Annotated in this window: 27 protein-coding genes; 13 read left to right on the top strand and 14 right to left on the bottom strand. The window is 70.8% G+C overall.

Annotation, left to right across the window (positions count from 1 at the left end):
• Complete coding sequence (locus HCU73_RS10245) at window positions 1–1851, top strand: ABC transporter ATP-binding protein (RefSeq protein WP_239025532.1); 1851 nt, start codon at window positions 1–3, stop codon at window positions 1849–1851.
• A gap of 10 nt (window positions 1852–1861) precedes the next feature.
• Here HCU73_RS10245 and HCU73_RS18625 read toward each other — a convergent pair whose 3' ends face one another.
• Entirely contained in the window at window positions 1862–2143 is a 282-nt protein-coding gene (locus HCU73_RS18625) for a BrnA antitoxin family protein (RefSeq protein WP_210730593.1), read from the bottom strand.
• Window positions 2118–2402 carry a BrnT family toxin gene (locus tag HCU73_RS10255; RefSeq protein ID WP_168623367.1) on the bottom strand — a complete coding sequence of 95 codons (285 nt, stop codon included), beginning with the start codon at window positions 2400–2402 and terminating at the stop codon, window positions 2118–2120. Before HCU73_RS10255 ends, HCU73_RS18625 begins: the two co-directional genes overlap by 26 nt.
• 204 nt (window positions 2403–2606) lie before the next feature.
• On the opposite strand from HCU73_RS10255, the gene HCU73_RS10260 reads away from it, so the two are divergent.
• The 4 genes from HCU73_RS10260 to arsB all read left to right on the top strand — a co-directional run bounded on the left by HCU73_RS10260 (window position 2607) and on the right by arsB (window position 6164).
• Window positions 2607–3029, top strand: a complete 423-nt coding sequence (locus tag HCU73_RS10260) for a VOC family protein (RefSeq protein ID WP_168623368.1) — start codon at window positions 2607–2609, stop codon at window positions 3027–3029.
• Complete coding sequence (locus HCU73_RS10265) at window positions 3026–4255, top strand: class I SAM-dependent RNA methyltransferase (protein WP_168623369.1); 1230 nt, start codon at window positions 3026–3028, stop codon at window positions 4253–4255. Before HCU73_RS10260 ends, HCU73_RS10265 begins: the two co-directional genes overlap by 4 nt.
• A 10-nt stretch (window positions 4256–4265) precedes the next feature.
• Entirely contained in the window at window positions 4266–5066 is an 801-nt protein-coding gene (locus tag HCU73_RS10270; protein ID WP_168623370.1) for an ion transporter, read from the top strand.
• Window positions 5067–5144: 78 nt separating this feature from the next.
• Entirely contained in the window at window positions 5145–6164 is a 1020-nt protein-coding gene (gene arsB, locus HCU73_RS10275) for an ACR3 family arsenite efflux transporter (RefSeq protein ID WP_168623371.1), read from the top strand.
• Here the strand turns inward: arsB and dxs are convergent.
• From dxs to HCU73_RS10305, 6 genes are read right to left on the bottom strand one after another with little or no spacing between them, the layout of a single operon-like run.
• Window positions 6161–8086, bottom strand: coding sequence for a 1-deoxy-D-xylulose-5-phosphate synthase (dxs, locus tag HCU73_RS10280; protein ID WP_168623372.1), 1926 nt, complete (start codon window positions 8084–8086; stop codon window positions 6161–6163). The two genes, arsB and dxs, sit on opposite strands and share 4 nt — an antisense overlap.
• Window positions 8087–8109: 23 nt before the next feature.
• A complete protein-coding gene (locus tag HCU73_RS10285) occupies window positions 8110–8976 on the bottom strand; it encodes a polyprenyl synthetase family protein (RefSeq protein ID WP_168623373.1) in 867 nt (288 codons plus the stop codon).
• Between the two features lie 5 nt (window positions 8977–8981).
• Window positions 8982–9227: an exodeoxyribonuclease VII small subunit gene (locus tag HCU73_RS10290; RefSeq protein WP_168623374.1), complete on the bottom strand. Its 246-nt coding sequence runs from the start codon at window positions 9225–9227 to the stop codon at window positions 8982–8984.
• Entirely contained in the window at window positions 9224–10156 is a 933-nt protein-coding gene (locus HCU73_RS10295) for a histone deacetylase family protein (RefSeq protein ID WP_168623375.1), read from the bottom strand. Before HCU73_RS10295 ends, HCU73_RS10290 begins: the two co-directional genes overlap by 4 nt.
• 17 nt (window positions 10157–10173) lie before the next feature.
• Window positions 10174–10887, bottom strand: coding sequence for a response regulator (locus HCU73_RS10300; protein WP_168623376.1), 714 nt, complete (start codon window positions 10885–10887; stop codon window positions 10174–10176).
• Window positions 10884–11399, bottom strand: coding sequence for a MarR family winged helix-turn-helix transcriptional regulator (locus HCU73_RS10305; protein WP_168623377.1), 516 nt, complete (start codon window positions 11397–11399; stop codon window positions 10884–10886). The genes HCU73_RS10300 and HCU73_RS10305 overlap by 4 nt, the downstream gene beginning before the upstream one ends.
• 189 nt (window positions 11400–11588) lie before the next feature.
• Between HCU73_RS10305 and HCU73_RS10310 the strand changes: the two genes are divergently transcribed.
• On the top strand, window positions 11589–12458 hold the full coding sequence (locus tag HCU73_RS10310; protein ID WP_168623378.1) for a branched-chain amino acid aminotransferase: 870 nt from the start codon (window positions 11589–11591) through the stop codon (window positions 12456–12458).
• Between the two features lie 103 nt (window positions 12459–12561).
• The gene (locus tag HCU73_RS10315) at window positions 12562–12903 is read left to right on the top strand and encodes a DUF2794 domain-containing protein (RefSeq protein ID WP_420853583.1); all 342 of its coding nucleotides are present in this window, start codon (window positions 12562–12564) and stop codon (window positions 12901–12903) included.
• Here the strand turns inward: HCU73_RS10315 and HCU73_RS10320 are convergent.
• From HCU73_RS10320 to HCU73_RS18835, 3 genes are all read right to left on the bottom strand, one after another.
• Complete coding sequence (locus tag HCU73_RS10320; protein WP_168623380.1) at window positions 12900–13736, bottom strand: C40 family peptidase; 837 nt, start codon at window positions 13734–13736, stop codon at window positions 12900–12902. The genes HCU73_RS10315 and HCU73_RS10320 overlap by 4 nt on opposite strands.
• On the bottom strand, window positions 13733–15124 hold the full coding sequence (locus tag HCU73_RS10325) for a leucyl aminopeptidase family protein (RefSeq protein ID WP_168623381.1): 1392 nt from the start codon (window positions 15122–15124) through the stop codon (window positions 13733–13735). Before HCU73_RS10325 ends, HCU73_RS10320 begins: the two co-directional genes overlap by 4 nt.
• A 63-nt stretch (window positions 15125–15187) precedes the next feature.
• Window positions 15188–15571 carry a hypothetical protein gene (locus tag HCU73_RS18835; protein ID WP_168623382.1) on the bottom strand — a complete coding sequence of 128 codons (384 nt, stop codon included), beginning with the start codon at window positions 15569–15571 and terminating at the stop codon, window positions 15188–15190.
• Between the two features lie 152 nt (window positions 15572–15723).
• Between HCU73_RS18835 and HCU73_RS10335 the strand changes: the two genes are divergently transcribed.
• From HCU73_RS10335 to HCU73_RS10350, 4 genes are read left to right on the top strand one after another with little or no spacing between them, the layout of a single operon-like run.
• Complete coding sequence (locus HCU73_RS10335; RefSeq protein ID WP_168623383.1) at window positions 15724–16374, top strand: carbonic anhydrase; 651 nt, start codon at window positions 15724–15726, stop codon at window positions 16372–16374.
• Between the two features lie 60 nt (window positions 16375–16434).
• On the top strand, window positions 16435–17415 hold the full coding sequence (locus HCU73_RS10340; RefSeq protein WP_168623384.1) for a sodium-dependent bicarbonate transport family permease: 981 nt from the start codon (window positions 16435–16437) through the stop codon (window positions 17413–17415).
• A gap of 5 nt (window positions 17416–17420) precedes the next feature.
• The gene (locus tag HCU73_RS10345; RefSeq protein WP_168623385.1) at window positions 17421–17732 is read left to right on the top strand and encodes a DUF190 domain-containing protein; all 312 of its coding nucleotides are present in this window, start codon (window positions 17421–17423) and stop codon (window positions 17730–17732) included.
• Between the two features lie 42 nt (window positions 17733–17774).
• Window positions 17775–18284 carry a FitA-like ribbon-helix-helix domain-containing protein gene (locus tag HCU73_RS10350; RefSeq protein ID WP_168623284.1) on the top strand — a complete coding sequence of 170 codons (510 nt, stop codon included), beginning with the start codon at window positions 17775–17777 and terminating at the stop codon, window positions 18282–18284.
• Window positions 18285–18287: 3 nt separating this feature from the next.
• On the opposite strand, the gene HCU73_RS10355 is transcribed toward HCU73_RS10350, so the two are convergent.
• A complete protein-coding gene (locus HCU73_RS10355; protein WP_168623386.1) occupies window positions 18288–19937 on the bottom strand; it encodes a DUF4139 domain-containing protein in 1650 nt (549 codons plus the stop codon).
• 202 nt (window positions 19938–20139) lie between these two features.
• Window positions 20140–21162, bottom strand: a complete 1023-nt coding sequence (locus HCU73_RS10360; RefSeq protein WP_168623387.1) for an aspartate-semialdehyde dehydrogenase — start codon at window positions 21160–21162, stop codon at window positions 20140–20142.
• A 317-nt stretch (window positions 21163–21479) separates the two neighbouring features.
• Here HCU73_RS10360 and HCU73_RS10365 point away from each other — a divergent pair, with 317 nt between their 5' ends.
• Entirely contained in the window at window positions 21480–22766 is a 1287-nt protein-coding gene (locus tag HCU73_RS10365; protein WP_168623388.1) for a DEAD/DEAH box helicase, read from the top strand.
• A 4-nt stretch (window positions 22767–22770) separates the two neighbouring features.
• Here HCU73_RS10365 and HCU73_RS10370 read toward each other — a convergent pair whose 3' ends face one another.
• Window positions 22771–23946 carry an MFS transporter gene (locus tag HCU73_RS10370; RefSeq protein ID WP_168623389.1) on the bottom strand — a complete coding sequence of 392 codons (1176 nt, stop codon included), beginning with the start codon at window positions 23944–23946 and terminating at the stop codon, window positions 22771–22773.
• A 191-nt stretch (window positions 23947–24137) separates the two neighbouring features.
• Between HCU73_RS10370 and HCU73_RS10375 the strand changes: the two genes are divergently transcribed.
• On the top strand, window positions 24138–25157 hold the full coding sequence (locus tag HCU73_RS10375) for an extracellular solute-binding protein (RefSeq protein WP_168623390.1): 1020 nt from the start codon (window positions 24138–24140) through the stop codon (window positions 25155–25157).
• Window positions 25158–25207 lie beyond the last annotated feature (50 nt).

Consider the following 25207-nt stretch of genomic DNA (forward strand, 5'->3'; position numbering starts at 1 on the left):
ATGTTCAGACCCCTTCTCCTCTGGCTGGCCGACCTGATCGACGGCTTTGCCCATGCCGAGGGGCCGCCGCCGCGCGCGCTCTGGCCCTTCATCCGCTGGTGCCTGTCGGGCGCCTGGCCGGTGATCTGGGTGGCCACGGCGTTCTCGGCCGTCGCCGGCGCGCTCGAGGTGGTGTCGGCCTGGCTCCTCGGGCTGGTCATCGACACCGCGCTGTCCTCGGGCCCCGAGGGGTATTTCGGCGAGAACGCCCTCCTGATCGCCGTCTACGTCGCCTTCTACCTGCTGCTGCGCCCGTTCTTCTTCGGCGCCTCGGCGGCCTTCAACGGCATCGTCCTGCCGCCGAACCTCGCCCCCCTGATCCAGAGCCGCCTGCACCGCTGGTCGCTCGGCCACGCGGTCAGCTTCTTCGACAACGACTTCGCCGGCCGCATCGCGCAGAAGCAGATGCAGACCGCCACCGCGCTGGTGAACGTGGTGACCGAGATCATCAACGCCGGCGCCTTCGCCATCGCCACCATGGTCGGCGCGGTGGTGATGCTGGTCGCCATCGACTGGCGCATCGGCCTGATGCTGGCCGTCTGGACGGTCGGCTACTACTACATGATCCGCTGGTACCTGCCGCGGATCCGCAAGCTGTCCAAGACGCGGGCCGCCGCGCGGGCCAACGTCACCGGCCAGATCGTCGACACCATCACCAACATCAAGACGGTCAAGCTGTTCGGCCACACCGACTACGAGGATGAAAGCGCGCTGAACGCCATGCGCGGCTACCGCGAGGCGGCGCTCGACTTCGGCTACCTGTCCACCGGGTTCCGCTTCGCGCTGATGGCGACCGCGGGCGCCCTGCCGGTGATGCTGGTGCTGGGCGCGGTGGCACTGTGGCAGGCGGGCAGCGTGACCGCGGGCGAGATCGCCGCAACCGGCGCGGTCGCCATGCGCATCGCCCAGATGACCGGCTGGGTCAGCTTCACCCTGATGACGATCTACGCCAACGTGGGCGAGATCGAGGACGGGATGCGCACCCTGACGCCGCCGCACCAGCTGACCGATGCCGAGGGCGCGACGGAGCTGCCGCGTGCGAAGGGCCGCATCGCCTACGAGGGCGTCAGCTTTGCCTACGGCCGAGAGACCGGCGGGGTGGACGGCATCGACCTGGTGGTCGAGCCGGGGCAGAAGCTCGGCATCGTCGGCGCGTCCGGGGCGGGGAAATCGACGCTGGTGGCGCTGCTCCTGCGGCTCTACGACACCGAGGGCGGCCGCGTGACGCTGGATGGCGTCGACGTGCGGCGGCTCAAGCAGGACAGCCTGCGCCGGCAGATCGCGATGGTCACGCAGGACACCGCGATGTTCAACCGCTCGGCCTATGACAACATCCTCTACGGCCGTCCCGACGCCACCGAGGCCGAGGTCTACGCCGCCGCCGCCCGCGCCGAGGCGCACGAGTTCATCGAGCGGCTGGTCGACCACAAGGGCCGGCGCGGCTACGGCGCCTTCCTCGGCGAGCGGGGGGTCAAGCTGTCGGGCGGCCAGCGCCAGCGCATCGCGCTTGCCCGCGCCTTCCTCAAGGACGCCCCGGTGCTGGTGCTGGACGAGGCGACCTCGGCGCTGGACAGCGAGGTCGAGGCCGCGATCCAGGACACGCTGCAGCAGGTGATGGAGGGCAAGACGGTGATCGCCATCGCGCACCGCCTGTCCACGCTGTCGTCGATGGACCGGATCGTGGTGCTGGAGGGCGGCCGCATCGCCGAGGACGGCACGCACGAGGGGCTGCTCGAGGCCGGCGGGCTCTACGCGCGCTACTGGGCGCGGCAGTCGGGCGGGTTCCTGGGGACGGCGGAGGCGGCGGAGTAGGGCGAGCGCGTCAGTCCGGCGCCCGGTTCCGCCGCGCGAAGGCCGACAGCACCGCCGCCATGCGGCGTGTATATCCCTTGGGGTCCTCGCGCTTGAAATAGGCGATGACGTCCTCGTCCAGCCGCATGGTGACGGTCGGCTTGGGCGCGGGGCGGGACCAGTCCACGTCCCCCATGTCGGGGATCTCGTCGTAGTCGATCCTCTCGTCGCCCGTCGTGTCATGGGCCGCCTTCGCCGCCTCGCTCAGCGCGGGCGGATGCGCGGGGTCAAGCCTGTAGGTCCGTTTGCGCATCGTAGCGTTTCCTTTCCCGCGAGTTCGCCTTCCGCGCCGATATGATGCGAATGGCAGCGCCGCGCCGCGTATAGGCGACCGCGAAGAGCCGGCCTTCGACAAGGCCGAAGGTGATCCACCGTTCCTCGCCGTAGGGGACGCGGTCGTCGGGGAAGATCACCCTGTCCGGGTCGAGGAACACCGGCGTCACCTCGTCGAACCCGAAGCCGCGGCGTGCCTTCGTGTCATCGGACTTGGCCTCGTCCCACTCGAACTCCATCCGCGGCACTCCGCAACGTAATGCAAATCGTCTTACGATTCCAGAGGGCGATGACCTCCGCTGCCGTGACTGTCCCCGGAACCTCCTAACGCTGCGTGAACGCGGCGCGGAGCTCGGCTGTCTGCCTGTCCGCCGCGACAGCCGCCCGCTCTGGCCTGTCCCGCCCCCTTGCGGCATCCTGCCCGCACGTGACAGGAGCCCGGCATGGATTACGAGACCGTCCCCGCCCCCGACCTCGGCCGCAGCCTGACCGGCATCGGCCTCAACCTGCTGACCCGCGACGTGCGCGGCCTCGCGGGGTTCCTGGCGGGCGTGATGGGCCTCGCCGTCCACCGCCTGTCGGACGATTTCGGACTGGTGCGCCACGGCGGCATGACCCTGCAGATCCACGCCGACCGGACCTTTGCCCGGCATCCGCTGCCGGGCCTGATCCCGGAAAACCCGCCGCGCGGCGGCGGCGTGCAGGTCTACCTGTTCGGCATCGACCCCGACGCCGCCATCGCCCGGGCCGAGGCCGCGGGGCATGTCGTGCTGGAGCCCGCCGCCGACAAGCCGCACGGGCTGCGCGAGGGCACCATCCTCAGCCCCGAGGGCTACGCTTTTTCCCCCGCGGTCGCGCTGCCATGACCGGCCCCCTGACCATCGAGCGCCTCGGGCATCTGGGCGACGGCATCGCGCCCGGCCCCGTGTTCGTGCCGCTGGCGCTGCCCGGCGAGGTGGTGGAGGGCGAGATCGGGGGCGACCGGATCGAGGCGCCGCGCATCCTGACCCCGTCGCCCGACCGGGTGCGCCCGCCCTGCACGCATTACAGGGCCTGCGGCGGCTGTTCCCTGATGCACGCCTCGGACGGGTTCGTCGCCCGCTGGAAGGCCGAGGTCATCGCCACCGCGCTCGCCGCCCACGGCATCGACGGGACCCCCCTGCCCACTGTCACCTCGCCCGCCCGGTCGCGCCGCCGCGCCACGCTGGCCGGGCGGCGGACCAAGAAGGGCGCGCTGGTCGGCTTTCACGCCCGGCGGTCGGACGTGATCGTGCCGCTGAGCGACTGCCACGTCCTCGCCCCGCCGCTCGTGGCGCTGCTGCCGACGCTGGGGGAGATCACGCAACTGGGCGGCTCCCGCTCGGCCACGCTGTCCTTCGCGCTGACCCTGACGGACACCGGCGTCGACTGCGCGGTGACCGGGGGCAAGCCGCTCGACGCGGGCCTGCGGGCCGAGCTGCCCCGGTTCCGCGACCGCATCGCGCGGATGACCTGGGGCGACGAGCCGGTCTATGCCGACCCGCTCCCCAGCCTGCGCTTCGGCCCCGCCACGGTGGCCCCGCCGCCGGGGGCCTTCCTGCAGGCCACCGCGGCGGGCGAGGCCGCGCTGCTGGCCGCCGTGCGGCGCGCGGTGGGCAGCGCGGCGCGCATCGCCGACCTCTTCGCCGGCTGCGGCACCTTCGCCCTGCCGCTGGCCACCGGCGCCGCCGTCCACGCGGTCGAGGGCGACGCGGCGCTGCTGGCCGCGCTCGACCGGGCCGCCCGCCACGCGCCGGGCCTGCGCCCCGTCACCACCGAGACGCGCGACCTGTTCCGCAAGCCGCTTCCCCCCGATGACCTCGCCAGCTTCGACGCCGTGGTGATCGACCCGCCCCGCGCCGGCGCCGAGGCGCAGACCCGCGCCATCGCCACAGCGCAGGTGCCGCGCGTCGCCATGGTGTCCTGCAACCCCGTGACCTTCGCCCGCGATGCCGCGCTGCTCATCGCGGCGGGCTATCGCCTCGATTGGGTGCAGCCGGTGGATCAATTCCGCTGGTCGCCCCACGTGGAGCTTGCAGCCGGCCTCAGCCTGCCCCATCTCACCGGCGAATGAGGGAGCGCGCATGAGCGACAGTGTTTTCCCCGCCGAGGGGTTCCGCGGGCGTCTGGCCGACTGGCTGGACCGCCCGTCCGTCCGCAACACGATCATCGGGGTGATCCTTTTCAACGCGGTGATCCTGGGGCTGGAGACCTCGCCCACGGTCATGGCCGCGGCGGGGCCCCTGATCCTGGCGCTCGACAAGGCGTGCCTGGCGATCTTCGTGATCGAGATCGCACTGAAACTCGTCGCGCATGGGCCGCGCTTTTTCCGGTCGGGGTGGAACCTGTTCGACTTCGCCATCGTCGGCATCGCGCTGGTGCCGGGCGGTCAGGGCCTGTCGGTGCTGCGGGCGCTGCGCATCCTGCGGGTGCTGCGCATCGTGTCGGCGGTGCCGTCGCTGCGGCGGGTGGTCGAGGGGCTTCTGACCGCGCTGCCGGGGATGGGGTCGGTTTTCCTGCTGATGTCGATCATCTTCTACATCGGCGCGGTGATGGCGACCAAGCTCTTCGCCGCCAGCTTCCCCGACTGGTTCGGGTCGATCGGCGCGTCGCTTTACACGCTGTTCCAGATCATGACGCTGGAGTCTTGGTCGATGGGCATCGTGCGCCCTGTGCTGGAGGTCTACCCCTATGCCTGGGCCTTCTTCGTGCCCTTCATCATGGTCACGACCTTCGCGGTGGTGAACCTGATCGTGGGCCTGGTGGTGAACTCGATGCAGGACGCGCATTCCGAGGAATCGAACGCCGCCACCGACGCCTACCGCGACGAGGTGCTGGACCGGCTGCGCAAGATCGAGGAACGGCTGGACCGCGACCCGCGCTGACGCGACCACGGGGCCGGTTTCCAAGCCCGCCGCGCCCCGCTATGCCGGGCCGGTATGCAGCGGCGGGGTATCGGTGACATGACCAGCTTTGAGCGCTTCCTGTCGGTCTGGGTGCTGGCGGCGATCCTCGCCGGGCTGGGGCTCGGGCAGGTGCTGCCGGGGGTCTTCGGCGCGCTGGCCGCCGTGGAATACGCGTCGGTCAACCTGGTGGTGGCGGTGCTGATCTGGGCGATGGTCTATCCCATGATGATCGGCGTCGATCTCGGCAGCCTCGGCCGCGTCGGGCGGATGCCCCGGGGCCTGATCATCACCGTCGTGGTCAACTGGCTGATCAAGCCCTTCACCATGGCCGCGCTGGGCGTCCTGTTCTTCGAGCATGTCTTTGCCGGGCTGATCGACCCGGCCTCGGCGGCCGAATACATCGCCGGGCTGATCCTGCTGGGCGCGGCCCCCTGCACCGCGATGGTCTTCGTCTGGTCGCAGCTGACCCGGGGCGACGCGAACTACACGCTGGTGCAGGTGTCGCTGAACGACGTGATCATGGTGTTCGCCTTCGCGCCGATCGTGGCCTTCCTGCTGGGCGTGACCGACATCGACGTGCCGTGGCAGACGCTGCTCCTGTCGGTGGTGCTCTACGTGGTGATCCCGCTGGCGGCGGGGCTGGTGACGCGGGCGGCGCTGATGCGGCGGGGCGGCGCGGCGGCGGTCGAGGCCTTCACGGCGCGGATCAAGCCGGGGTCGATCGCGGGGCTTCTGCTGACGGTGGTGCTGCTGTTCGGGTTCCAGGGTCCGGTGATCCTGTCGCAGCCTGTGCTGATCGTGCTGCTGGCCACGCCGATCCTGATCCAGTCCTACGGGATCTTTGCGCTGGCCTATGGCTGGGCGTGGCTGTGGCGGGTGCCGCACCGGGTGGCCGCGCCCTGCGCGCTGATCGGGACGTCGAACTTCTTCGAGCTGGCGGTGGCGGTGGCGATCGGCCTGTTCGGGCTCGACTCGGGCGCGGCGCTGGTGACGGTGGTCGGCGTGCTGGTCGAGGTGCCGGTGATGCTGAGCCTTGTGGCCTTCGCCAACCGGACGCGGGCGCGGTTCCCGGGTTAGGCCCGCCGCTCCATCCGCGCCACGCCCAGCACGTCCAGCACCCTGGCCTCGATGTCGGACGCGTTCATCCGGGCGACGGCATACATGTCCTCGGGGCTGGCCTGGTCGATGAAGATGTCGGGCAGCACCATCGAGCGGTATTTCAGCCCGGTGTCGAACACGCCCTCCTCGGCCAAGAGCTGCGCGACGTGGCTGCCGAAGCCGCCCACCGCGCCCTCCTCGACGGTGATGAGCGCCTCGTGGTGGCGGGCCAGCTGCAGCACCAGATCGCGGTCGAGCGGCTTGGCAAAGCGGGCGTCGGCCACGGTCGGGGCCAGCCCGCGCTGCGCCAGCGCCTCGGCGGCCTCGCGCACCTCCTTGAGCCGGGTGCCGAAGTTCAGGATCGCCACCCGGTTGCCCTCGGCGATGACCCGGCCGCGCCCGATCTCCAGCACCTGCCCGCGCTCGGGCAGCTCCACCCCCACGCCCTCGCCGCGAGGGAAGCGGAAGGCCGACGGGCCCTCGTCATAGGCGATGGCGGTGCGGACCATATGCTTCAGCTCCGCCTCGTCGGCGGCGGCCATCACGACGAAGCCGGGCAGGTTCGCAAGAAACGCGATGTCGAAGCTGCCCGCATGGGTCGCGCCATCGGCACCCACGAGCCCCGCCCGGTCGATGGCGAAGCGCACGGGCAGGCGCTGGATGGCCACGTCATGCACCACCTGGTCGTAGCCGCGCTGCAGGAAGGTGGAATAGAGCGCGCAGACGGGTTTCAGCCCCCCCGCCGCCATCCCGGCGCAGAAGGTGACGGCGTGCTGTTCCGCGATGCCCACGTCGAAGCAGCGGTTGGGGAAGCGTTCGGCAAACAGGTCGAGGCCGGTGCCGTCGGGCATGGCGGCGGTGACCGCGGTGATCTTGGGGTCTTCCTCCGCCTCGCGGATCAGGGACTGGGCAAAGACCTTGGTGTAGGACGGCGCATTCGAGGGCGCCTTCTTCTGCTCGCCGGTGCGGATGTCGAACTTCGCGGTCGCGTGGCCCCCGTCCCGTTTGCCCTCGGCGTGGATGTAGCCCTTGCCCTTCTTGGTGATCGCGTGGATCAGCATCGGCCCGTCCGCCCGCGCCTTGACGGTGCGCAGGACGGCCAGAAGCTGCTCCATGTCGTGCCCGTCGATGGGGCCGACGTAGGAAAAGCCCAGCTCCTCGAACAGCGTGCCGCCCACGGTGGCGGCCTTGAGCAGCTCCTTCGCGCGGCGGGCGCCCTCCTGGAAGGGTTCGGGCAAGAGCGACACGGCGCTTTTCGCCGCCGCCTTCAGCTCCTGGAACGGCGCGCCGGCGTAGAGGCGCGACAGGTAGGACGACATCGCGCCGGTGGGCGGCGCGATCGACATCTCGTTGTCGTTCAGGATGACGATCAGCCGCTTCTTCAGGTGGCCCGCGTTGTTCATCGCCTCATAGGCCATGCCGCCCGACAGCGCCCCGTCGCCGATCACGGCGATCGCGTCGCCATGCCCGGTGTCGCAATCCCCGCCAAGGTCGCGCGCCACGGCGAAGCCGAGCGCCGCGGAAATACTTGTAGAAGAATGCGCCGCGCCGAAGGGGTCATAGGGGCTTTCGCTGCGCTTGGTGAAGCCAGACAGCCCGTCCTTCTGCCGGATCGTGCCCATGCGCGTGCGCCGCCCGGTCAGGATCTTGTGCGGGTAGCACTGGTGGCTCACGTCCCAGATCAGCTTGTCGCGCGGCGTGTCGAAGACAGCGTGGATCGCCACGGTCAGCTCGACCACGCCAAGGCCCGCGCCGAAATGGCCGCCGGTCCGGCTGACCGACCAGATCGTCTCCTGCCGCAACTCGTCGGCCAGCCGGCGCAGCTCGTGGTCCGAGAAGCGCTTGAGGTCGGCGGGCGAGGTCACGCGGTCGAGAAGCGGCGTGGAGGGTCGGTCGGTCACGGGCGGCTGGCCTCCTTCGGGGCCTACTTGTCACGGTCCACGATGTAGCGGGCGAGGGCGGCGAGGTTATGCGCCCTTTTGCCATAGGGCGACAGCGCCGCCTCGGCCTCGGCCACGAGGTCGGCGGCGCGCCGTTTCGCGCCGTCCAGCCCCAGCAGCGACACGAAGGTTGCCTTGCCCGCCGCCGCGTCCTTCTGCAGGGCCTTGCCGGCGGTGGCGGCGTCGCCCTCCACGTCGAGGATGTCGTCGGCGATCTGGAACGCCAGCCCGATGGCGCGGGCGTAGGCGCGCAGCGGCGCGGGGTCGGAGCGGCCGAGGATGGCCCCCGCCTCGGCCGGCCATTCGATCAGGCGGCCGGTCTTGTTGCCCTGCAGCTCGGTGATCTGCGCCAGCGTCAGGGGGGCGGCGGCGGTCTCGGCGGCGATGTCCTGCGCCTGGCCCAGCACCATGCCTTGCGCCCCCGAGGCGCGGGCAAGGCTGCCCACCAGCGCGATCCGCTGGCCATCGTCGCCGGCGCGCGGGTCGGCCAGAAGCTCGAAGGCGAAGGTCTGCAGCGCGTCGCCCACCAGAACGGCGGTCGCCTCGTCCCATTTGACGTGCACCGTGGGCTGGCCCCGGCGGAGGTCATCGTCGTCCATGCAGGGCAGGTCGTCGTGCACGAGGCTGTAGGCGTGCAGGCATTCCACCGCGCCCGCGGCGAACAGCGCCTGCGCGGGTGCCACGTCGAACAGCGCCGCGGTCTCGAGCGCGAGGAAGCCGCGCAGCCGCTTGCCGCCGTTGGTGGCGTAGCGCATCCCCTCGGCCACGCGGTCGTCCCCGAGCCGCGCCATTTCTTGTACCAGAAAGCCGGAGATGGCCTGTTGGGCCGCGCCGAGCGCCTGCTGGAACATGGGTGTCAGAGACCTTCCACCGGGGTGGTGCCGGTCGGCTGGCCGCCGGCGTCGAGCGTGATCTGGGCGACCTTCTCCTCGGCTTCCTTCAGCTTGGCCTCGCAGCGCGCCTTGAGCTTCGCGCCGCGCTCGTAGAGCTTGATCGACTCCTCCAGCGCCACGTCGCCGCGGTCGAGCGCGGTCACCACCTGCTCCAGCTCGCGGATCGCTTCCTCGAAGCTCATCTCCTCGATCTGTTTCTGCCCGCTCATGCGCTCCGCTCCTTCAGTTCCGTCACATGCACCGCGACCGAGGCCGCCAGCGCCGCCAGATCATAGCCGCCTTCGAGAGTCGAGACCACGCGCCCGCCGCACAGCTCGTCGGCCAGGTCGCAGAGGCCGCGGGTGATCCAGGCGAAATCCTCCTCGCGCCACATCAGGTTGGCCAGCGGGTCGTCGGCATGGGCGTCGAAGCCGGCCGAGATCAGGATCAGCTCCGGCTGCCACGCCCTGAGCCGCGGAAAGGCGCGGGTCTGGTAGGCGGCGCGCATCTCGGCCCCGCCGCTGCCGGGGGCGAGCGGCAGGTTCAGCACGTTGTCCGACCCGCCGCGCTCCGACGCCGCGCCGCTGCCGGGGTAGAGCGGCATCTGGTGCGACGAGATGAACAGCGCGCGGGGCTCGTCCCACAGCACGTCCTGCGTGCCGTTGCCGTGGTGGACGTCGAAATCCACCACCGCGACACGCGACAGCCCGTGCACCTCCAGCGCGTGCCGCGCCGCGATGGCGACGTTGGAGAACAGGCAGAAGCCCATCGCCCGGACCTTTTCGGCGTGGTGCCCCGGCGGCCGTGTCGCCACGAAGGCATTGCGCGCCCGCCCCTCCAGCACGGCGTCGACGGCGGCGAGGCAGCCGCCCACGCCCTTGACCGCCGCATCCCACGACCCGGGGCTGGCCCAGGTGTCGGGGTCGAGCGCCTGCCGCCCGCTGTCGGGGATCTGCCGGCGCACCGCGTCGATATACAGCTGCGGATGGCCGAGCAGCAGCGACGCCTCGTCGGCCATCGGCGCCTCGATCCGGGTCAGGTCGTCGAACTCGGGCGCCGACAGCGCCTCGTTGATCTCTTCCAGCCGCTCGACGCGCTCGGGGTGGCCGGGCGGGGTGAGGTGATCGAGCCCCGCGGGGTTTTCGACGAGAAGGGTCATGGGAACAGCTCCGCCGGTCAGTCCGGTGCCAGCATGTAACCCGCCCCGCGCACCGTCTGCAAATAGCGCGGCTGCTTCGGGTTGGTCTCGATCTTGCGGCGCAGGCGCGTGATCTGCACGTCCACCGCGCGCTCCTGCACCTGTTCCGCGCCGGCCTTGTCGCGGTTCAGCAGGCTCACCAGCTCGGTCCGGCTGAAGGCGCGGTTCGGCTCGGCGGTGAAGATCCGCATCAGCGCGGCCTCGGTCGCGGTCAGGCGCACGGGCTCGGACCCGTGCCACATCTCGCTCCGGTCGAGGTCGTAGCGGATCGGCCCGAGGTGGAGCACCTGCGGCACCTCGGCCTCGTCGGCGGGCTTGGGCATCCGGCGCAGGATCGCGTTGATCCGCAGGAGCAGCTCCTTGGGCTCGAAGGGCTTGGCGAGGTAGTCGTCGGCTCCGGCTTCGAGCCCGCTGATGCGGTCGCCCGCCTCGCCCTTGGCGGTCAGGAGCAGGATCGGCGTGCCGTTCTTGGCCCGCAGGTCGCGCGTCAGGCTCAGGCCGTCCTCGCCCGGCATCATCACGTCGAGCACGATCAGGTCGAAGGCCAGCCCCTTGAGCAGCCGCCGCGCCTGGCCCGCATCGCGCGCGACCGTGGCCATGAAGCCGTGGCGCATCAGGAATTTCTGCAGCAGTCCGCGGATGCGTTCGTCGTCGTCGACGATCAGCAGGTGCGCGCCGATGTCCCGGGTCATCGCTGCCCGTCGCCCCCGTCGACGTAGTGGCGCCGCATGTCGGGGTCCATCATCTGTTCCAGCACGGCGCGGAACCCGGCCACCGCCTCGGGCCCGGCGGCGCGGTAGGCGTCGCGCATCCGGTTGCGCTGCGCCTCGCTCAGGTCGCGCTCCAGCGCGGCACCCTTGGGGGTCAGGAACAGGTGGCGCTCGCGCTTGTCGCGGGTGCCGACGCGGCTGTCGACCAGCCCGTCCTCGACCAGCGTGCGCAGCACCCGGTTCAGCGACTGCTTGGTGACGCCGAGGATCGACAACAGGTTGTTCACCGTGGTGCCCGGCGCGCGGTTGATGAAGTGGATCGCCCGGTGATGGGCGCGGCCATAGCCGTAATCCTGCAAGATGCGGTCGGGGTCGGCGGTGAAGCCGCGATAGGCGAAGAACATCGCCTCGATGCCCCGCCTGAGCTGGTCGTCGGTGAGGAACAGCAGGCTTTCCCCGCGCCCCATCAGGTTCGCCGCGTTGCGATCCGCCATCGGATGCCCCTTCCTTCCGTCCCGTCAGGGATTTTGCCCCAGTTTATGTCAGCCTTGTTGACTTTCCAAGAATCAATTGATAGCGAGAGGGGCGTTTTGCGCAAGATTATGTCCGAACCGGACGCAACCTGCGCAACATTCGGAAATCCGCCGGTGGGAAGAGCCGGTGACTGGACGGGGATACGGACGATGGCCGGGGCCTATGACGATCGTGACGGCAAGATCTGGATGGATGGCGAGCTTGTGGACTGGCGCACGGCCAACGTCCACATCCTGACCCACGCGATGCACTACGCCTCGTCCGTGTTCGAGGGCGAGCGCGCCTACAACGGCAAGATCTTCGAGAGCCGCTGGCACTCCGAGCGCCTGCTGAAGTCGGGCGAGATGATCGACATGCCGATCCCGTGGACGGTCGACGAGATCGAGGCCGCGAAATACGCGGTGATGCAGGCCAACGGGCTGACCGACGCCTATGTCCGCGCGGTGGCGTGGCGCGGCTCGGGCGAGGACATGGGCGTGTCGTCCAAGCGCAACCCGGTGCGGATGGCCGTCGCGGCCTGGAGCTGGGGCAACTACTACGGCGACGCCAAGACCAAGGGCGCCAAGCTCGACATCGCCAAGTGGCGCCGCCCCGCGCCCGAGACCGCGCCCTACCAGGCGAAGGCCGCGGGCCTCTACATGATCGCGACCATGTCCAAGCACGCGGCCGAGGCCAAGGGCTGCTCGGACGCGATGATGTTCGACTACCGCGGCTATGTCGCCGAGGCGACGGGCGCGAACATCTTCTTCGTCAAGGACGGCGAAGTGCACACGCCCAAGCCCGACTGCTTCCTGAACGGCATCACCCGGCAGACGGTGATCGGGATGCTGACCGAGCGCCAGATCAAGGTGCACGAGCGCCACATCATGCCCGAGGAGCTGGAGGGCTTCGAGCAGTGCTGGCTGACCGGCACCGCCGCCGAGGTCACGCCGGTGGGCCAGATCGGCGACTACAACTTCGAGGTGGGCGCGCTGACGCGGCACATGTCGGATGCCTACGAGGCGCTGGTGCGGGCGTAATCGCGCGCGTGCACTCTGTGACCCTAAGGGGCCCCGGCAAGGGGCCCTTTTCCTTTGTGCGCTTGATTTCCGCCCCCATCGCCCCCACCATCCCCCCATGGTGATGCAGTTCCAGCCCATCGGGCCCGCCGCGCGCACGGATCAGGTTGCCTTCGACCGCAAGGAACTGGGCGTGATCCTCGCCCTCTACGGCCGCATGGTGGCCGCCGGGGAATGGCGCGACTACGGCATCTCGCACCTGTCCGACGCCGCGGTCTTCGCCGTGTTCCGGCGCACCGCCGAGCACCCGCTCTACCGCATCGAGAAACGGCCCAAGCTGCGCGACCGGCAGGGGCAGTACAGCGTCATCGGCATGGACGGCCAGATCCTGAAGCGCGGCCACGACCTGAAAACCGTGCTGCGGGTGCTGGAGCGCAAGCTGATCCGCGCGGTCGACGACCTCTAGAGCGGCAGCCGCTTGCGCGCCGTCACCGCGCCGAACTCGCGCGCGCCGATGCGGGCCAGCGCCTCGTCCAGCGGCTCGTAGGCCACGGCCATGTGGTGGGCGTTGGCATGGAGCAGCATCGTCTCGCTCGACATGATGCCGACATGGCCCTTCCAGAACACCAGGTCGCCGCGGCGGAGCGGTTCGTCCTCGGGCAGGTCCACGCCCAGCGCGGCCTCCTGCTGGTCACTGTCGCGCGGGCAGTCGATGCCGCAGGCGATCAGCGCCGCCTGGATCAGCCCCGAGCAGTCGATGCCCCAGCGGCTGGTCCCGCCCCAGAGGTAGGGCGTGCCGAGGAACAGGTCGGCCACGCCCACCGGGTCGGAAAACCGCGCCTTCATCGGCACCAGGTGCTGCTGCGGGATGTAGTGGCCGGTCTGGATGCGCAGGTAGCCGTCGCGCTCGCCCGCGACCCGGACCTGGCTTCCGAAGAACAGCGCCACGTCGGGCGGCGCCTTGAGGTCGGGCTTGGGGTAGAGGTGCGTGGCGGGGGCGACGACCCAGTGCGTCGCGTCCTCGGCCCCGGTCAGGGCGCCCGACAGGATGTAGCCCACGTAGCCGTCGCGCTCGGCCATGCCGAAGGAAAAGCCGTCGGCCGTCTCCAGCGCCAGGAACCGCTCGCCGAACAGGAGCTGGCTCACCCGCGCGCCGCGGGGGGCGTCGGTGATGTTGACCATGGGCTGCTGCACCATCATCCAGCGCCCGGTCACGAAGCGCTCGGCCTCGACCTGCCCCTCGAGCGAGACATGCGCCACCCGCCCGTTCGACGGCGTCATGCGCGGATCCATGGTCATGCCCAGCCCCCGTCGGCCAGCATCCGGAACAGCGCGCGCGCGCCCTGACCGACGCCGCCCTTGGGGCGGGCCGGGGCGGCCGCGGGGCTCCAGGCGTAGATGTCGAAATGGGCGTAGCGCGGCACGTCGGGCACGAAGCGGCGCAGGAACAGAGCGGCGGTGATCGAGCCCGCCATGCCGCCCGAGGGCGCGTTGTCGAGATCGGCGATGCCGGGCTCGATCATCGCCTCGTAGGGGGCGTGGAAGGGCAGGCGCCAGACCGGGTCGGCCACCTCCTGCGCGGCGGCGGCCAGCGCGCCGGCCAGCGCCGCGTCGTCGGTGTAGAAGGGCGCGATATCGGGCCCCACGGCGACGCGGGCGGCGCCGGTCAGCGTCGCCATGGAGATCGTCAGGTCGGCCGGCGTCTCGTTGGCCAGGGCCAGCGCGTCGGCCAGCACCAGCCGCCCCTCGGCGTCGGTGTTGTTGATCTCGACCGTCTTGCCGTTGCGCGCGGTGTAGATGTCGCCGGGGCGGAAGGCGCCGCCTGCGACCGCGTTCTCGACCGCCGGGATCAGCACGCGCAGCGACAGGTCCAGCCCCTCGGCCATGATCATCTGCGCCAGGCCCAGCACGGTCGCGGCGCCGCCCATGTCCTTCTTCATCAGCGCCATCGACGATCCGGGCTTGAGGTTCAGGCCCCCGGTGTCGAAGCATACCCCCTTGCCGACCAGCGTGAGGGTCTTCGCCCCGCTGCCCCAGGTCAGCTCGATCAGACGCGGCGCGCGGGCGGCGGCGCGGCCGACCGTGTGGATCAGCGGGAAGTTCCGGGCCAGCAGGTCGTCGCCGGTGATGACGGAAACCGCCGCGCCGAACTGGCCGGCCAGCGTGCGGGCGGCGGTTTCCAGCGCGTCGGGGCCCATGTCCTCGGCCGGCGTATTTACCAGGTCGCGGGTGAGCGCCTCGGCCGCGGCGATGCGCTCCAGCCGCGCGGCGTCCAAGCCTTCGGGGGCGACGAGCCGGGCCTTGGCGGGCGTCTGCGCCCGGTAGCGGTCGAAGCGGTAGAGCGACAGGAGGTAGCCCAGCGCGATCTCCTCGCCCTCGGGGCCCTGCAGCGGGGCGGCCAGCGCATAGGTCGCCTCGGGCAGGCCGGCGATGGCGGCACCCACGGCGAAGCGCTTGCGCAGCCGGTCCGCGGCGGTGCCCCGGCCGACCAGCACCGCGGCGGGGCGTCCGGCGTCGCCGGGCAGGGCGCAGACCTGCGCCAGCGTGCCGGCAAAGCCGTGGTGGCGCGCCCAGGCGGCCTGCGCCGCGGGCAGGGCGGCCAGCGCCGCCTCGGCGCCGTCGGGGTCGATCAGGTGCAGCGGGATGGCGTCCGCGTCGGGCGCGGCGAAGCGCAGGTCCTGGGGCATGGCAATCGGGCTCCGGTCGGTCGGGCGCCACACTAGCGCCGTGCCCCGCCGCCGCAAGTGGCCTCAGCCCGAAAGATCCTCGAGGTCCCAGACCGCGTGGATCGACCGGTCGCCGACCCGCTCCAGCCGCGCCAGCGTGGCCGCCAGCGCCGTCGGATCGCCCGCCCCGAGGCAGTCGAGCACGTGCCGGCCGACGGCCGCCAGCGTCGCCATGCCGATCATCTGCGCGTCCGACACCAGCGCCGCCAGCGCCGGCTCCAGCGCCGCGAGGTCGCCGCCCGGGGCCAGCCGCCCCACCTCGGCAAGACGCGCCGACAGACGCTCCAGCGCCAGCGCCACCTCGGCCTCGGCGTGCAGCTCGCCCAGCCTGTCGCACAGTTTTTCCAGCTGGCCGGGGTTGAAGCGCGCAGGCTCCCCCAGCGGAAGAAGCGTGATTCCCGCCCTCATCTTGTTGCTCCACCTTCTGCCCCCACCACGGGCAGGCAGGACCCTGCCGGGACGCGCTGAAGAAACCCTTAGGGCGGCGGCAAAAAGCGCCTCCAATTTGCAGGGCATTCGGTTTATTCAACCGTGACGAGAGACGACGGACGGCCTGACCCATGCATCGCGTGAAATCCCTGCCCGACTACCTGCTGGAGCGCTACAAGGACTGGAAGTCGCATGACTTCCCGACCAACCGCGACCTGTTCCGCAAGCTCGCCATCGAGGGGCAGAACCCCCGCGCCATGGTGATCGCCTGCTGCGACAGCCGGGTTGCGATCGAGGCGGTGTTCGGCCAGCAGGTGGGCGAGGTCTTCGTGCACCGCAACATCGCCAACATGGTGCCGCCCTACACGCCCGACGGCCAGCACCACGGCACCGCGGCGGCGGTGGAATTCGCGGTGAAATACCTCAAGGTCAGCCACATCATCGTCATGGGCCATTCCAACTGCGGCGGCGTGCGCGGCTGCCTGGCGATGTGCGCGGGCGAGGCGCCCGACCTCGAGCGCAAGGAAAGCTTCATCGGCCGCTGGCTGGACGTGCTGCGCCCGGGCGTCGCGCGGATCGCCGACATCACCGTGGCCGCCGACCGCCAGACCGCGCTGGAGAAGGAGGGGATCCAGGTCAGCCTGGAGAACCTGATGGGCTACCCCTTCGTGGCCGAGGCGGTGGATTCGGGGCAGATCACGCTGCACGGGCTCTGGACCGACCTGGCCGAGATGGACCTCGAGACCTTCGACGGCGGCGTCCGCCACTTCGTGCGCGGCTGACGCTTTACCCGCGGGCCCGGCGCCCGTAGACCGCAGGGGACAGGGCAAGGGGGACCGGCGATGGACGGCATACTGGCACTGGCGGCCGAGAACCTGCTGTCGCCGATCATCCTGTTCTTCGCGCTGGGGCTGCTTGCGGCCTTCGCGCGGTCCGACCTGACGATCCCCGAGGCGGTGGCCAAGGGGATGTCGATCTACCTGCTGTTCTCGATCGGGTTCAAGGGCGGGGCCAGCGTCGCCGACCACGGCATCGACGCCACGCTTCTGCTGTCGCTGGTGGCCGGCGTGATCCTGTCCTTCGGGCTCCCGATGATCGCCTTCGCGCTGCTGCGCGCGATGACGCGGCTCGACGTGACCGACGCGGCGGCGGTGGCGGCGCATTACGGCTCCATCTCCATCGTCACCTTCGTGGCGGCGACCTCGGTGGTGGGCTCGGCGGGGCTGAGCTCCGAGGGCTACATGGTCGCCGTCGCCGCGGTGATGGAGGCGCCCGCGATCCTGTCGGCGCTGTGGATCGTGGCGCGCTTCGGCAAGGCGGGCGGCGAGATGGAGGAGGGGCTGATGCGGGAGATCCTGCTGAACGGCTCCATCGTGCTGCTGGTCGGGTCGTTCCTGATCGGATGGATCACCGGGGCCGAGGGCATGGACCGCATCGCGCCCTTCATCGTGGCGCCGTTCCAGGGGGTGCTGTGCCTGTTCCTGCTCGACATGGGGCTGGTCGCGGGCCGCGGCCTGCGCGAGGCGCGGTCGGTGCTGACGCCGGGTGTGTTCCTGTTCGGCGTGGTGATGCCGCCCATCGGGGCCACGCTCGGGCTTGCCGCGGGGCTCCTGCTGGGCCTGTCCACGGGCGGCGTGGTGCTGTTCATGACGCTCTGCGCATCCGCGTCCTACATCGCGGTGCCGGCGGCGATGCGGGTGGCGCTGCCCGAGGCGAACCCGTCGGTCTACCTCACGCTGTCGCTTGGCGTGACCTTTCCCTTCAACCTGACGCTGGGCATCCCGCTCTATCTCGCGGTCGCCAGCGCCGTCACCGGAGGCTGAGCCCCATGCAGACCCACAAGGCGAAACGGGTCGAGATCACCATCGAGGCGGTCATGGAGGGCCGCCTGACAGCCGCGCTGATCAAGGCGGGGGTCAGGGGGTTCACCGTGCTGCCGGTGCTGGGCGGCTCGGGCCGGTCGGGACAGTGGAGCCGCGAGGGGCAGGTCAGCCGCGCGGGGGGGATGGTCTGCGTCGTCTGCATCATCCGGCCCGAGCGGCTGGACGCGCTGCTGGACGCGGCCTTCGCGGTGGTGGAGCGGCACATCGGCGTGGTCAGCGTGGTCGATTGCGAGGTGCTGCGCGCGGAGCGGTTCTGAGGCGTTCACGATCCGTTAACCGGCAGGTGCGAGGGTGGCGGCATGAGTGCCAGCCGTCGCCTGATCGTGGACCTGCCCGAGACCCTGTTCGCCGCGCTTGCCGAGGCCGCGGCGCAGAACGGGCGCAGCCTGCACGAGGAGGTCAGGCTGCGGTTGCGGCGGAGTATCCCGCAAGAGGGCGGGGCGAGGTCGTCCGGCAGGACGGACGAGCAGCTCCTCGCGCCCATCCGGGCGCGCATCGCCGGCGACATCGGCCAGGCCACCGGCTGGGACGACCTGCAATCCCGCCTGCGGGCCAAGGGCTTCATCTTCCGCGAACGCGGCGGCGGCCTCGCGCTCCACCGCCTGTCCGACGGCGAACGTATCTGCAAGGGCTCCGAGATCGGCGCCGCCTACGCCGACCTGATCCGCCGGTTCCGCGCGCCCTTTCCGGGCCACAGCCACCACTACATGGTGGCCCGCGTCCTCGGCGGCGACCCCGCCGCCACCCGCCCCAGGCCGTCGCCGCCCGACTGGGACGACGACGACCCGGTGCTCATCGAACCGTGGTGAGGCTCAGGGCCACCAGGTCAGCTCCTGCCCCTCGGGCCAGTCGAACTCCACCCGCATCTCGACCAGCGCGGTCGCACCGGGCGCGACCTCCAGCGTCCAGGCATGGACCCCGCGCAGGTCGTCCACATCCCGCTCGGAGGGCGGCGGCGCCAGCGTCAGGTCCAGCCCGAGGTCCTCCTGCTCGGCAAAGGGCGTCGCGTAGAGCAGACGCACCGTTTCGGCCGCGTCCGACAGGTTTTCCACCCCGAAGGCGATCTCGCGCAGCTGCGTGCTGGCGGTGGTGAACACGCCACGGTCACCCTCGGCCAGCGACCGGTCGATCCAGACCAGCCGCAGGTGGTCGAGCGGCCCGAAGCCCAGCTCGGCTTCGGCCCCGGCCGCGACCATGGGCAGCCAGTCCTCGCCCACCAGCGCCCCGTCGCGGTAGAACCGCGCGAGGCCCGGCAGGAGCGGCTCGCCGGTGTCGTTGGTCGCCATCGCCACCAGGAAGGCCGTCTCGTCGTAGCGCGGGATGGCGCGGGCCTCGGTCTCGGCGGTCAGCGCCAGCGTGTCCAGCGGCAGCACCGCGATGCCGTCGGGCCCGAGGCTGACCGGCTCGGCATAGGCCCAGGACAGCGACAGCCCCTCGACCTGCAGCGCCGCGCGGTCGTCGACCATCACGGGCTCGGCCACCGGCGCGGCCTCCAGCATCACCATGTCGCCGCTGGCGATGCGCGGCACCGCGCCCAGCACCACGGGGGGCGCGGGCTCGACGATCCGGGCCGGTGAGGGCGACAGCTCCGAAGGTTCGCGCTGCCGGGCCGGCGTGGCGGTGGAGAACACCATCGCCACCTCCTGCCAGCGCGCGCCGCCGCCGGCCTGAACGGTCACGAAGCGGGCCACCTCCAGCGCGCCGGTCTCGCTGTCGAGGCGCAGCTCGTAGCTCGGCTCCCAGCCCGCGGCGTAGCTCAGGTAACCCAGCGCGATCTCGGCCTCCGTGTCGGCGGCCACGCGGACGGGCACCTCGACCACGTCCACCGCGGTGCCGAAGGGCCGCAGCCGGGCCAGCGCGTCGCGGGCGGCCGCCAGCGCGACACCGCGGTCCGTCACCGCCTCGGCCAGGTCGCGGCGGGCGACGCGGGCGGCCTGAAGCTCGGCCTGCACCCGGGCGGTCTCGGCCCCCAGCGTGGCCAGCAGCTGCGGCACCAGCCCCGGGTCCGCGGGCATCGCCGCCCCCTCGGGCCCGCCGCGGGTAAGCGCGGTCAGGTAGGCCATCTGCGCCTCGAGCGCCCGGATGCCGCCATCGGCCGTGGCCAGCGCGTCCTCGGCGGCGAGAAGCGCGTCCTCGGCCGCGTCGACCGCGGACCGGGCGACGGCCTGCGACGGGTCGTCCAGCACGCCCTCGGCGATGACATGCCCCGCGCGCCGCTGCGGCGGCCCGAAGGACAGCCCGTCCGGCCCGCTGATCTCCAGCAGGTCGGCGGCGGAGAGGTCGGGCACCGGGATCAGGAGCCGGTGCTCGCCGGCCGGCAGGCTCACCGTCGCGCGGCGGGTGACCTCGGCGCTGGACAGGAAGACGGTCGCCTCGGCGATGTCGGCGCGCAGCAGGATGTCGTCGGCAAGGGCCGCCGTGCTGGCCATCAGCGCGGCGGTGAGGGAGAGGGCGAAACGCATGGGATCATGCTCCTTCTGGTCGAGGTCCCCGGGCTCGGGGTGCCCCAACGGGTGCAGGCCCACAATGCGGGGAAACCCGCGTCCACGCCAGCGCCGCGCCCCGGCGCCCCGCGCCGTCGGCAGGCTTCCACCGATGCCGCAACGACAAAGGGGCCGGCCCGGACAACGCCGGACCGGCCCCCGATGTCCCGGCCGCGCCGGATCAGCCCTTCTTGAGCACCCGGTTGCCCAGCGTCTCGGCGATCTGCACCGCGTTCAGGGCCGCGCCCTTGCGCAGGTTGTCGGAGACGCACCAGAGGTTGAGGCCGTTATCCAGCGTCGAATCCTGCCGGATCCGGCTGACGAAGGTGGCGTAGTCGCCCACGCATTCCACCGGCGTGACGTAGCCGCCGTCCTCGCGCTTGTCGACGACCAGCACGCCCGGCGCCTCGCGCAGGATGTCGCGCGCCTCCTCCTCGTCGAGGAACTCCTCGAACTCGATGTTGATCGCCTCGGAATGACCGACGAAGACCGGAACGCGCACGCAGGTCGCGGTCACCTTGATCTTGGGGTCGAGGATCTTCTTGGTCTCCACGACCATCTTCCATTCCTCCTTGGTCGACCCGTCCTCCATGAACTTGTCGATGTGGGGAATGACGTTGAAGGCGATCTGCTTGGTGAACTTGGCGGGCTCGCGCTCCTGTCCCGGCACGTACATGCCCTTGGTCTGGTCCCAGAGCTCGTCCATCGCCGCCTTGCCCGCGCCGGAGACCGACTGGTAGGTCGACACCACCACCCGCTTGATCCGCGCGCGGTCATGCAGCGGCTTCAGCGCCACGACCATCTGCGCGGTCGAGCAGTTGGGGTTCGCGATGATGTTCTTCTTGGCGTAGCCCTCGACAGCCTGCGGGTTCACCTCGGGCACCACCAGCGGCACGTCGGGGTCGTAGCGGTAGAGCGAGCTGTTGTCGATCACGATGCAGCCGGCCTTGGCGGCCTTGGGCGCATAGACCGCGGTGGCCTCGGAGCCGATCGCGAACAGCGCGATGTCCCAGCCGGTGAAGTCGAAGGTGTCCAGGTCCTTGGTCTTGAGGGTCTTGTCGCCAAAGCTGCACTCGGTGCCCAGCGATTTGCGGCTGGCCAGAGCGACGATCTCGTCGACGGGAAACTCCCGCTCGGCGAGGATGTTGAGCATTTCGCGGCCCACATTGCCCGTGGCGCCCGCGACGACGACTCGGTATCCCATATCCTTGATCCTTCGGGCTGATGGATGGGCGGCACATAAAGGAACCGCCTGCAAAGGAAAAGAGCCGCGAGGCTTGACAGCCGCGCCCTGAGGCCGCATGTGCCCTTCATGTCGCTGCACTGCCGCGTGAGCAGTCGGAGGGCGGGCAGGATCCCGCAGGCCTGACGGCGACAGATGCATTCCCCCAGTTCCCCTTCACGCAGGGTTCTGACGATCGCGGCCCTGACGGCCCCGGTCGCACCCTCGTCCGGTCCGCGCGCTGTCGCGGCCAATACCTGTGGCGACCGCGCATCCCGCGGCGCCCGAAAGGATACGATTTGTTCGACTTCGACATGCTGGGGCTTTCCCCCGCGCTGCTGTCCGCCATCAAGGCCAACGGTTTCGACACCCCCACCCCGATCCAGAACCAGGCGATCCCGCTGGCGCTGGACGGTCACGACATCCTCGGGCTGGCCCAGACCGGCACCGGCAAGACCCTTGCCTTCGGCCTGCCGCTGATCGCGCATCTGTCCGAGGCGACGGGCAAGCCCGCGCCGCGGTCGGTCCGCGCGCTGATCCTGGCGCCGACGCGGGAACTGGTGAACCAGATCGCCGACAGCCTGCGCGCCTTCACCACCGGCACGCCGCTCAAGGTGGCCACGGTCGTGGGCGGCCAGTCCATCGGCCGCCAGATCGCCACGCTGGCCCGCGGCACCGACATCCTGGTGGCCACGCCCGGCCGGCTCATCGACCTGATGGACCGCGGCGCGGTCGACCTGCGCACCGCGCAGCACCTGGTGCTGGACGAGGCCGACCAGATGCTGGACCTCGGCTTCATCCACGCGCTGCGCCGGATCGCCCCCGCGCTGGGCACGCCGCGCCAGACCATGCTGTTCTCGGCCACCATGCCGAAGCAGATGGAGGAGCTGTCGCGCGCCTACCTGACCAACCCGCGCAAGGTGCAGGTCTCGCCCCCCGGCAAGGCCGCCGACAAGGTGACGCAATCGGTCGTCTACATGGACAAGGCCGACAAGCCCGCGAAACTGCGCGAGATCCTCGACCGTGACCCCGACGCCCTGACGCTGGTCTTCGCCCGCACCAAGCACGGCGCGGAAAAGCTGATGAAGGGCCTCGTGGCCGACGGCTACAACGCCGCCTCGATCCACGGCAACAAGAGCCAGGGCCAGCGCGACCGCGCGATCAAGGCGTTCCGCGACGGCACCATCACCACGCTGGTCGCCACCGACGTGGCCGCCCGCGGCATCGACATTCCGGGCGTCGCCTACGTCATCAACTACGAGCTGCCCGACACGCCCGACAACTACGTCCACCGCATCGGCCGCACCGCGCGGGCCGGGCGCGAGGGCGAGGCCATCGCCTTCTGCTCGGCCGAGGAGGTCGACCTGCTGGTGCAGATCGAGAAGCTGATGAAGGTCGAGATCCCGGTCGCCGGCGGCACCCGTCCGCGCGCCGTGGCGATGGAAAAGCCGCAGCGCGGGGGCGGACGCGGCCGTGGTCAGGGGCAGGGCAAGCCGCAGGGCCATGCCAAGCCCGCGGGCCGCGTGATGGCGGCCGAGGCCGCGCCGGCCAAGCGCCGCCGCCCCCGCCGCCGCCGGGCGGCGTGACGCCTCAGCTGCGGCTGTCCCGCGCGAAGGCGTAAAGGGACAGCCCGGCGAGGATGGCGAGGCCCACGATCCCGAACAGCGCGCCATAGGCGTCGGCGGGGTTGCGCGTTTCGGCCAGCCCGGCAAAGGTCGGGCCGGACACGAACTGCATCACGCCCGCGCCGCCCATCCCGAACAGGTTCAACAGCGTCACCCCCCGCCCCGTCAGGTGCGGGGGGCAGAAGCTGCGCCCGTGGCTGATGACGATGGGGTAGGACGCGCCGAACAGGCCGATCAGGGCGAACATCGCCACCGCCATGCCGAACCCCGCGGGCGGCGCGGCCCAGAAGGCGAGGCACAGGGCCGCCACCACGGTATTGCCGATGAGGATCGGCCGCTTGCGGCCGCCGAAGAGGCGGTCGGCGGGGCCATACAGGAAATTCCCCGCCACCATCGCCAGCCCCATCACCAGCGTCGCCGTCCCGATCTGTGCCAGCTCTGCCCCGAACCGGTCCGCGAGATAGGGGCTGATCCACAGCCCCCTGAGCCCCGCCGCCGGGAAGTAGCAGACGAACATCATCGCCATGACCGGCCAGAGCTGCGGCATGCGCAACAGGTCGATCAGCGACCCCTTCGCCTCGCCCTCCGGCTTCACCGGGTCGCGCACCAGCGCCGCGATGACCAGCGCGATCGCCGCCGTCAGCACCGCGAATCCCCCCACCGTCTCGCGCCAGCCGAAGGCCCCGATCAGGGCCGCCAGCGGCGCCGCCGACAGGATGTTGCCGAGCGAGGACAGGCCCACCGTCACCCCCGCCAGCGTGCCGAAGATCGCCGCCGGGAACTGGCGGGCAAAGATGTAGTAGGTCGACATCAGCACCGGCGCGCAGCCCATGCCGATCAGCACCATCGCCGCCGTGATCGCCCCCGGCCCCTGCGCCAGCGCGAAGACCGCCGCGCCCCCCGCGCCCCCCAGAAGGAACAGCACCGAACAGGTCCGCCGCGGCCCGAGGTGGTCCAGCGCCCAGCCCACCGGCAGCTGCATCAGCGCGAAGGCCACGAACCACAGCCCCGAGGCGCGGGCGAGGTCGCCCGTGGTCGCCCCGATCTCGGCCTGCAGCACGGGTGACAGCACCGCGAGGAAGGCGCGGTAGAACTGGCTCAGCATGTAGGCGACGATCAGGAACGCGATCCCGGCGCGCATGGCCTCCCCCCCTCCCCGTTTCCGGCGACGGCGCGACCCTGCACCGGGCCCGGGCCTGCGGCAAGCCGGCGCGGTTTCCGAGCAATTTGGTCGGGAATCTTGACAGGCGGTCCGAGATGGGGTTCAAGGGCGCCACCCCACCCGACTAAATCGGTCAGGTATTAGACCAGGACATCTTCAGGGAGTCTTCCATGACCCGCACCCTCGCCGCCCTGCTGGGCACGGCCATCGCCGCCTCGACGCTGACCGCCGCGCAGGCGCAGGAGCTGAACCTCTATTCCTCGCGTCACTACGACACCGACGAGCGGCTCTATTCCGATTTCACCGAACTGACCGGCATCACCATCAACCGCATCGAGGGCAACGCCGACGAGCTGATCGCCCGGATGCAGGCCGAGGGCGCCAACAGCCCCGCCGACGTGTTCCTGACCGTCGACACCGTTCGGCTTGCGCGCGCCACCGACATGGGCCTGCTGCAGCCGATCAACAGCGACGTGCTGGAAACCCGCATCCCGGCCTACCTGCAGGACGACGGCAACCACTGGTTCGCCTTTTCCCAGCGCGCCCGGATCATCTTCTACGACCGCGAGGACGTGGCGAACCCGCCGCTGACCTACCAGGACCTCGCCAACCCCGAATACGCGGGGCAGGTCTGCATCCGGTCCTCGACCAACGTCTACACCCAGAACATCACCGCCGCTCTGATCGCGCATCTGGGCGAGGCGGCCGTGCAGGACTGGGCCGCGGCGGTGGTCGGCAACTTCGCCCGCGCGCCCCAGGGCGGCGACACCGACCAGCTGCGCGGGATCGCCTCGGGCGAGTGCGACATCGCGATGTCGAACACCTACTACTTCTCACGCATCCTGCGGGAAGGCGACGACCAGATCACGCCCGAGCAGCTGGCCAACATAGGCTGGGTGTTCCCGAACCAGAACGACCTCGGCGCGCACATGAACGTGTCGGGCGGCGGCGTGGCGGCCCATGCGCCGAACCTCGAGAACGCGATCCTGTTCCTCGAGTACCTCGCCTCGGACCAGGCGCAGCAGTACTTCTCGGCCGGCAACGACGAATACCCGGCGGTGCCGGGCGTGGGCCTGTCGCCCTCGGTCGCCGCGCTGGGCATCTTCCGGCCCGACGTGATCGACCTCAGCGACATCGCCGCGAACGTCGAGACCGCGGTGCAGGTGCTGAACGCCGCCGGCTGGGAGTGATCCGGTCACGGATTGCAGGACGGAATGGAACGGGCGCTCCCTCGGGGGCG

Source organism: Roseicyclus persicicus (assembly GCF_012395815.1).
GTDB classification, from domain to species: Bacteria; Pseudomonadota; Alphaproteobacteria; order Rhodobacterales; family Rhodobacteraceae; genus Roseicyclus; species Roseicyclus persicicus.

Bases quoted from the DNA above. Each gene is read 5' to 3' on its own strand.
- HCU73_RS10310 (WP_168623378.1), top strand. From the start codon at position 11,589: ATGGCCGGGGCCTATGACGATCGTGACGGCAAGATCTGGATGGATGGC.
- HCU73_RS18835 (WP_168623382.1), bottom strand. From the start codon at position 15,571: ATGAGGGCGGGAATCACGCTTCTTCCGCTGGGGGAGCCTGCGCGCTTC.
- HCU73_RS18625 (WP_210730593.1), bottom strand. From the start codon at position 2,143: ATGCGCAAACGGACCTACAGGCTTGACCCCGCGCATCCGCCCGCGCTG.
- HCU73_RS10265 (WP_168623369.1), top strand. From the start codon at position 3,026: ATGACCGGCCCCCTGACCATCGAGCGCCTCGGGCATCTGGGCGACGGC.
- HCU73_RS10320 (WP_168623380.1), bottom strand. From the start codon at position 13,736: ATGACCATGGATCCGCGCATGACGCCGTCGAACGGGCGGGTGGCGCAT.
- HCU73_RS10375 (WP_168623390.1), top strand. From the start codon at position 24,138: ATGACCCGCACCCTCGCCGCCCTGCTGGGCACGGCCATCGCCGCCTCG.
- HCU73_RS10260 (WP_168623368.1), top strand. From the start codon at position 2,607: ATGGATTACGAGACCGTCCCCGCCCCCGACCTCGGCCGCAGCCTGACC.
- HCU73_RS10305 (WP_168623377.1), bottom strand. From the start codon at position 11,399: ATGGCGGATCGCAACGCGGCGAACCTGATGGGGCGCGGGGAAAGCCTG.
- HCU73_RS10355 (WP_168623386.1), bottom strand. From the start codon at position 19,937: ATGCGTTTCGCCCTCTCCCTCACCGCCGCGCTGATGGCCAGCACGGCG.
- HCU73_RS10295 (WP_168623375.1), bottom strand. From the start codon at position 10,156: ATGACCCTTCTCGTCGAAAACCCCGCGGGGCTCGATCACCTCACCCCG.
- HCU73_RS10255 (WP_168623367.1), bottom strand. From the start codon at position 2,402: ATGGAGTTCGAGTGGGACGAGGCCAAGTCCGATGACACGAAGGCACGC.
- HCU73_RS10300 (WP_168623376.1), bottom strand. From the start codon at position 10,887: ATGACCCGGGACATCGGCGCGCACCTGCTGATCGTCGACGACGACGAA.
- HCU73_RS10285 (WP_168623373.1), bottom strand. From the start codon at position 8,976: ATGTTCCAGCAGGCGCTCGGCGCGGCCCAACAGGCCATCTCCGGCTTT.
- arsB (WP_168623371.1), top strand. From the start codon at position 5,145: ATGACCAGCTTTGAGCGCTTCCTGTCGGTCTGGGTGCTGGCGGCGATC.
- HCU73_RS10290 (WP_168623374.1), bottom strand. From the start codon at position 9,227: ATGAGCGGGCAGAAACAGATCGAGGAGATGAGCTTCGAGGAAGCGATC.
- HCU73_RS10315 (WP_420853583.1), top strand. From the start codon at position 12,562: ATGCAGTTCCAGCCCATCGGGCCCGCCGCGCGCACGGATCAGGTTGCC.
- HCU73_RS10370 (WP_168623389.1), bottom strand. From the start codon at position 23,946: ATGCGCGCCGGGATCGCGTTCCTGATCGTCGCCTACATGCTGAGCCAG.
- HCU73_RS10325 (WP_168623381.1), bottom strand. From the start codon at position 15,124: ATGCCCCAGGACCTGCGCTTCGCCGCGCCCGACGCGGACGCCATCCCG.
- HCU73_RS10335 (WP_168623383.1), top strand. From the start codon at position 15,724: ATGCATCGCGTGAAATCCCTGCCCGACTACCTGCTGGAGCGCTACAAG.
- HCU73_RS10270 (WP_168623370.1), top strand. From the start codon at position 4,266: ATGAGCGACAGTGTTTTCCCCGCCGAGGGGTTCCGCGGGCGTCTGGCC.
- HCU73_RS10350 (WP_168623284.1), top strand. From the start codon at position 17,775: ATGAGTGCCAGCCGTCGCCTGATCGTGGACCTGCCCGAGACCCTGTTC.
- HCU73_RS10245 (WP_239025532.1), top strand. From the start codon at position 1: ATGTTCAGACCCCTTCTCCTCTGGCTGGCCGACCTGATCGACGGCTTT.
- HCU73_RS10360 (WP_168623387.1), bottom strand. From the start codon at position 21,162: ATGGGATACCGAGTCGTCGTCGCGGGCGCCACGGGCAATGTGGGCCGC.
- HCU73_RS10345 (WP_168623385.1), top strand. From the start codon at position 17,421: ATGCAGACCCACAAGGCGAAACGGGTCGAGATCACCATCGAGGCGGTC.
- HCU73_RS10340 (WP_168623384.1), top strand. From the start codon at position 16,435: ATGGACGGCATACTGGCACTGGCGGCCGAGAACCTGCTGTCGCCGATC.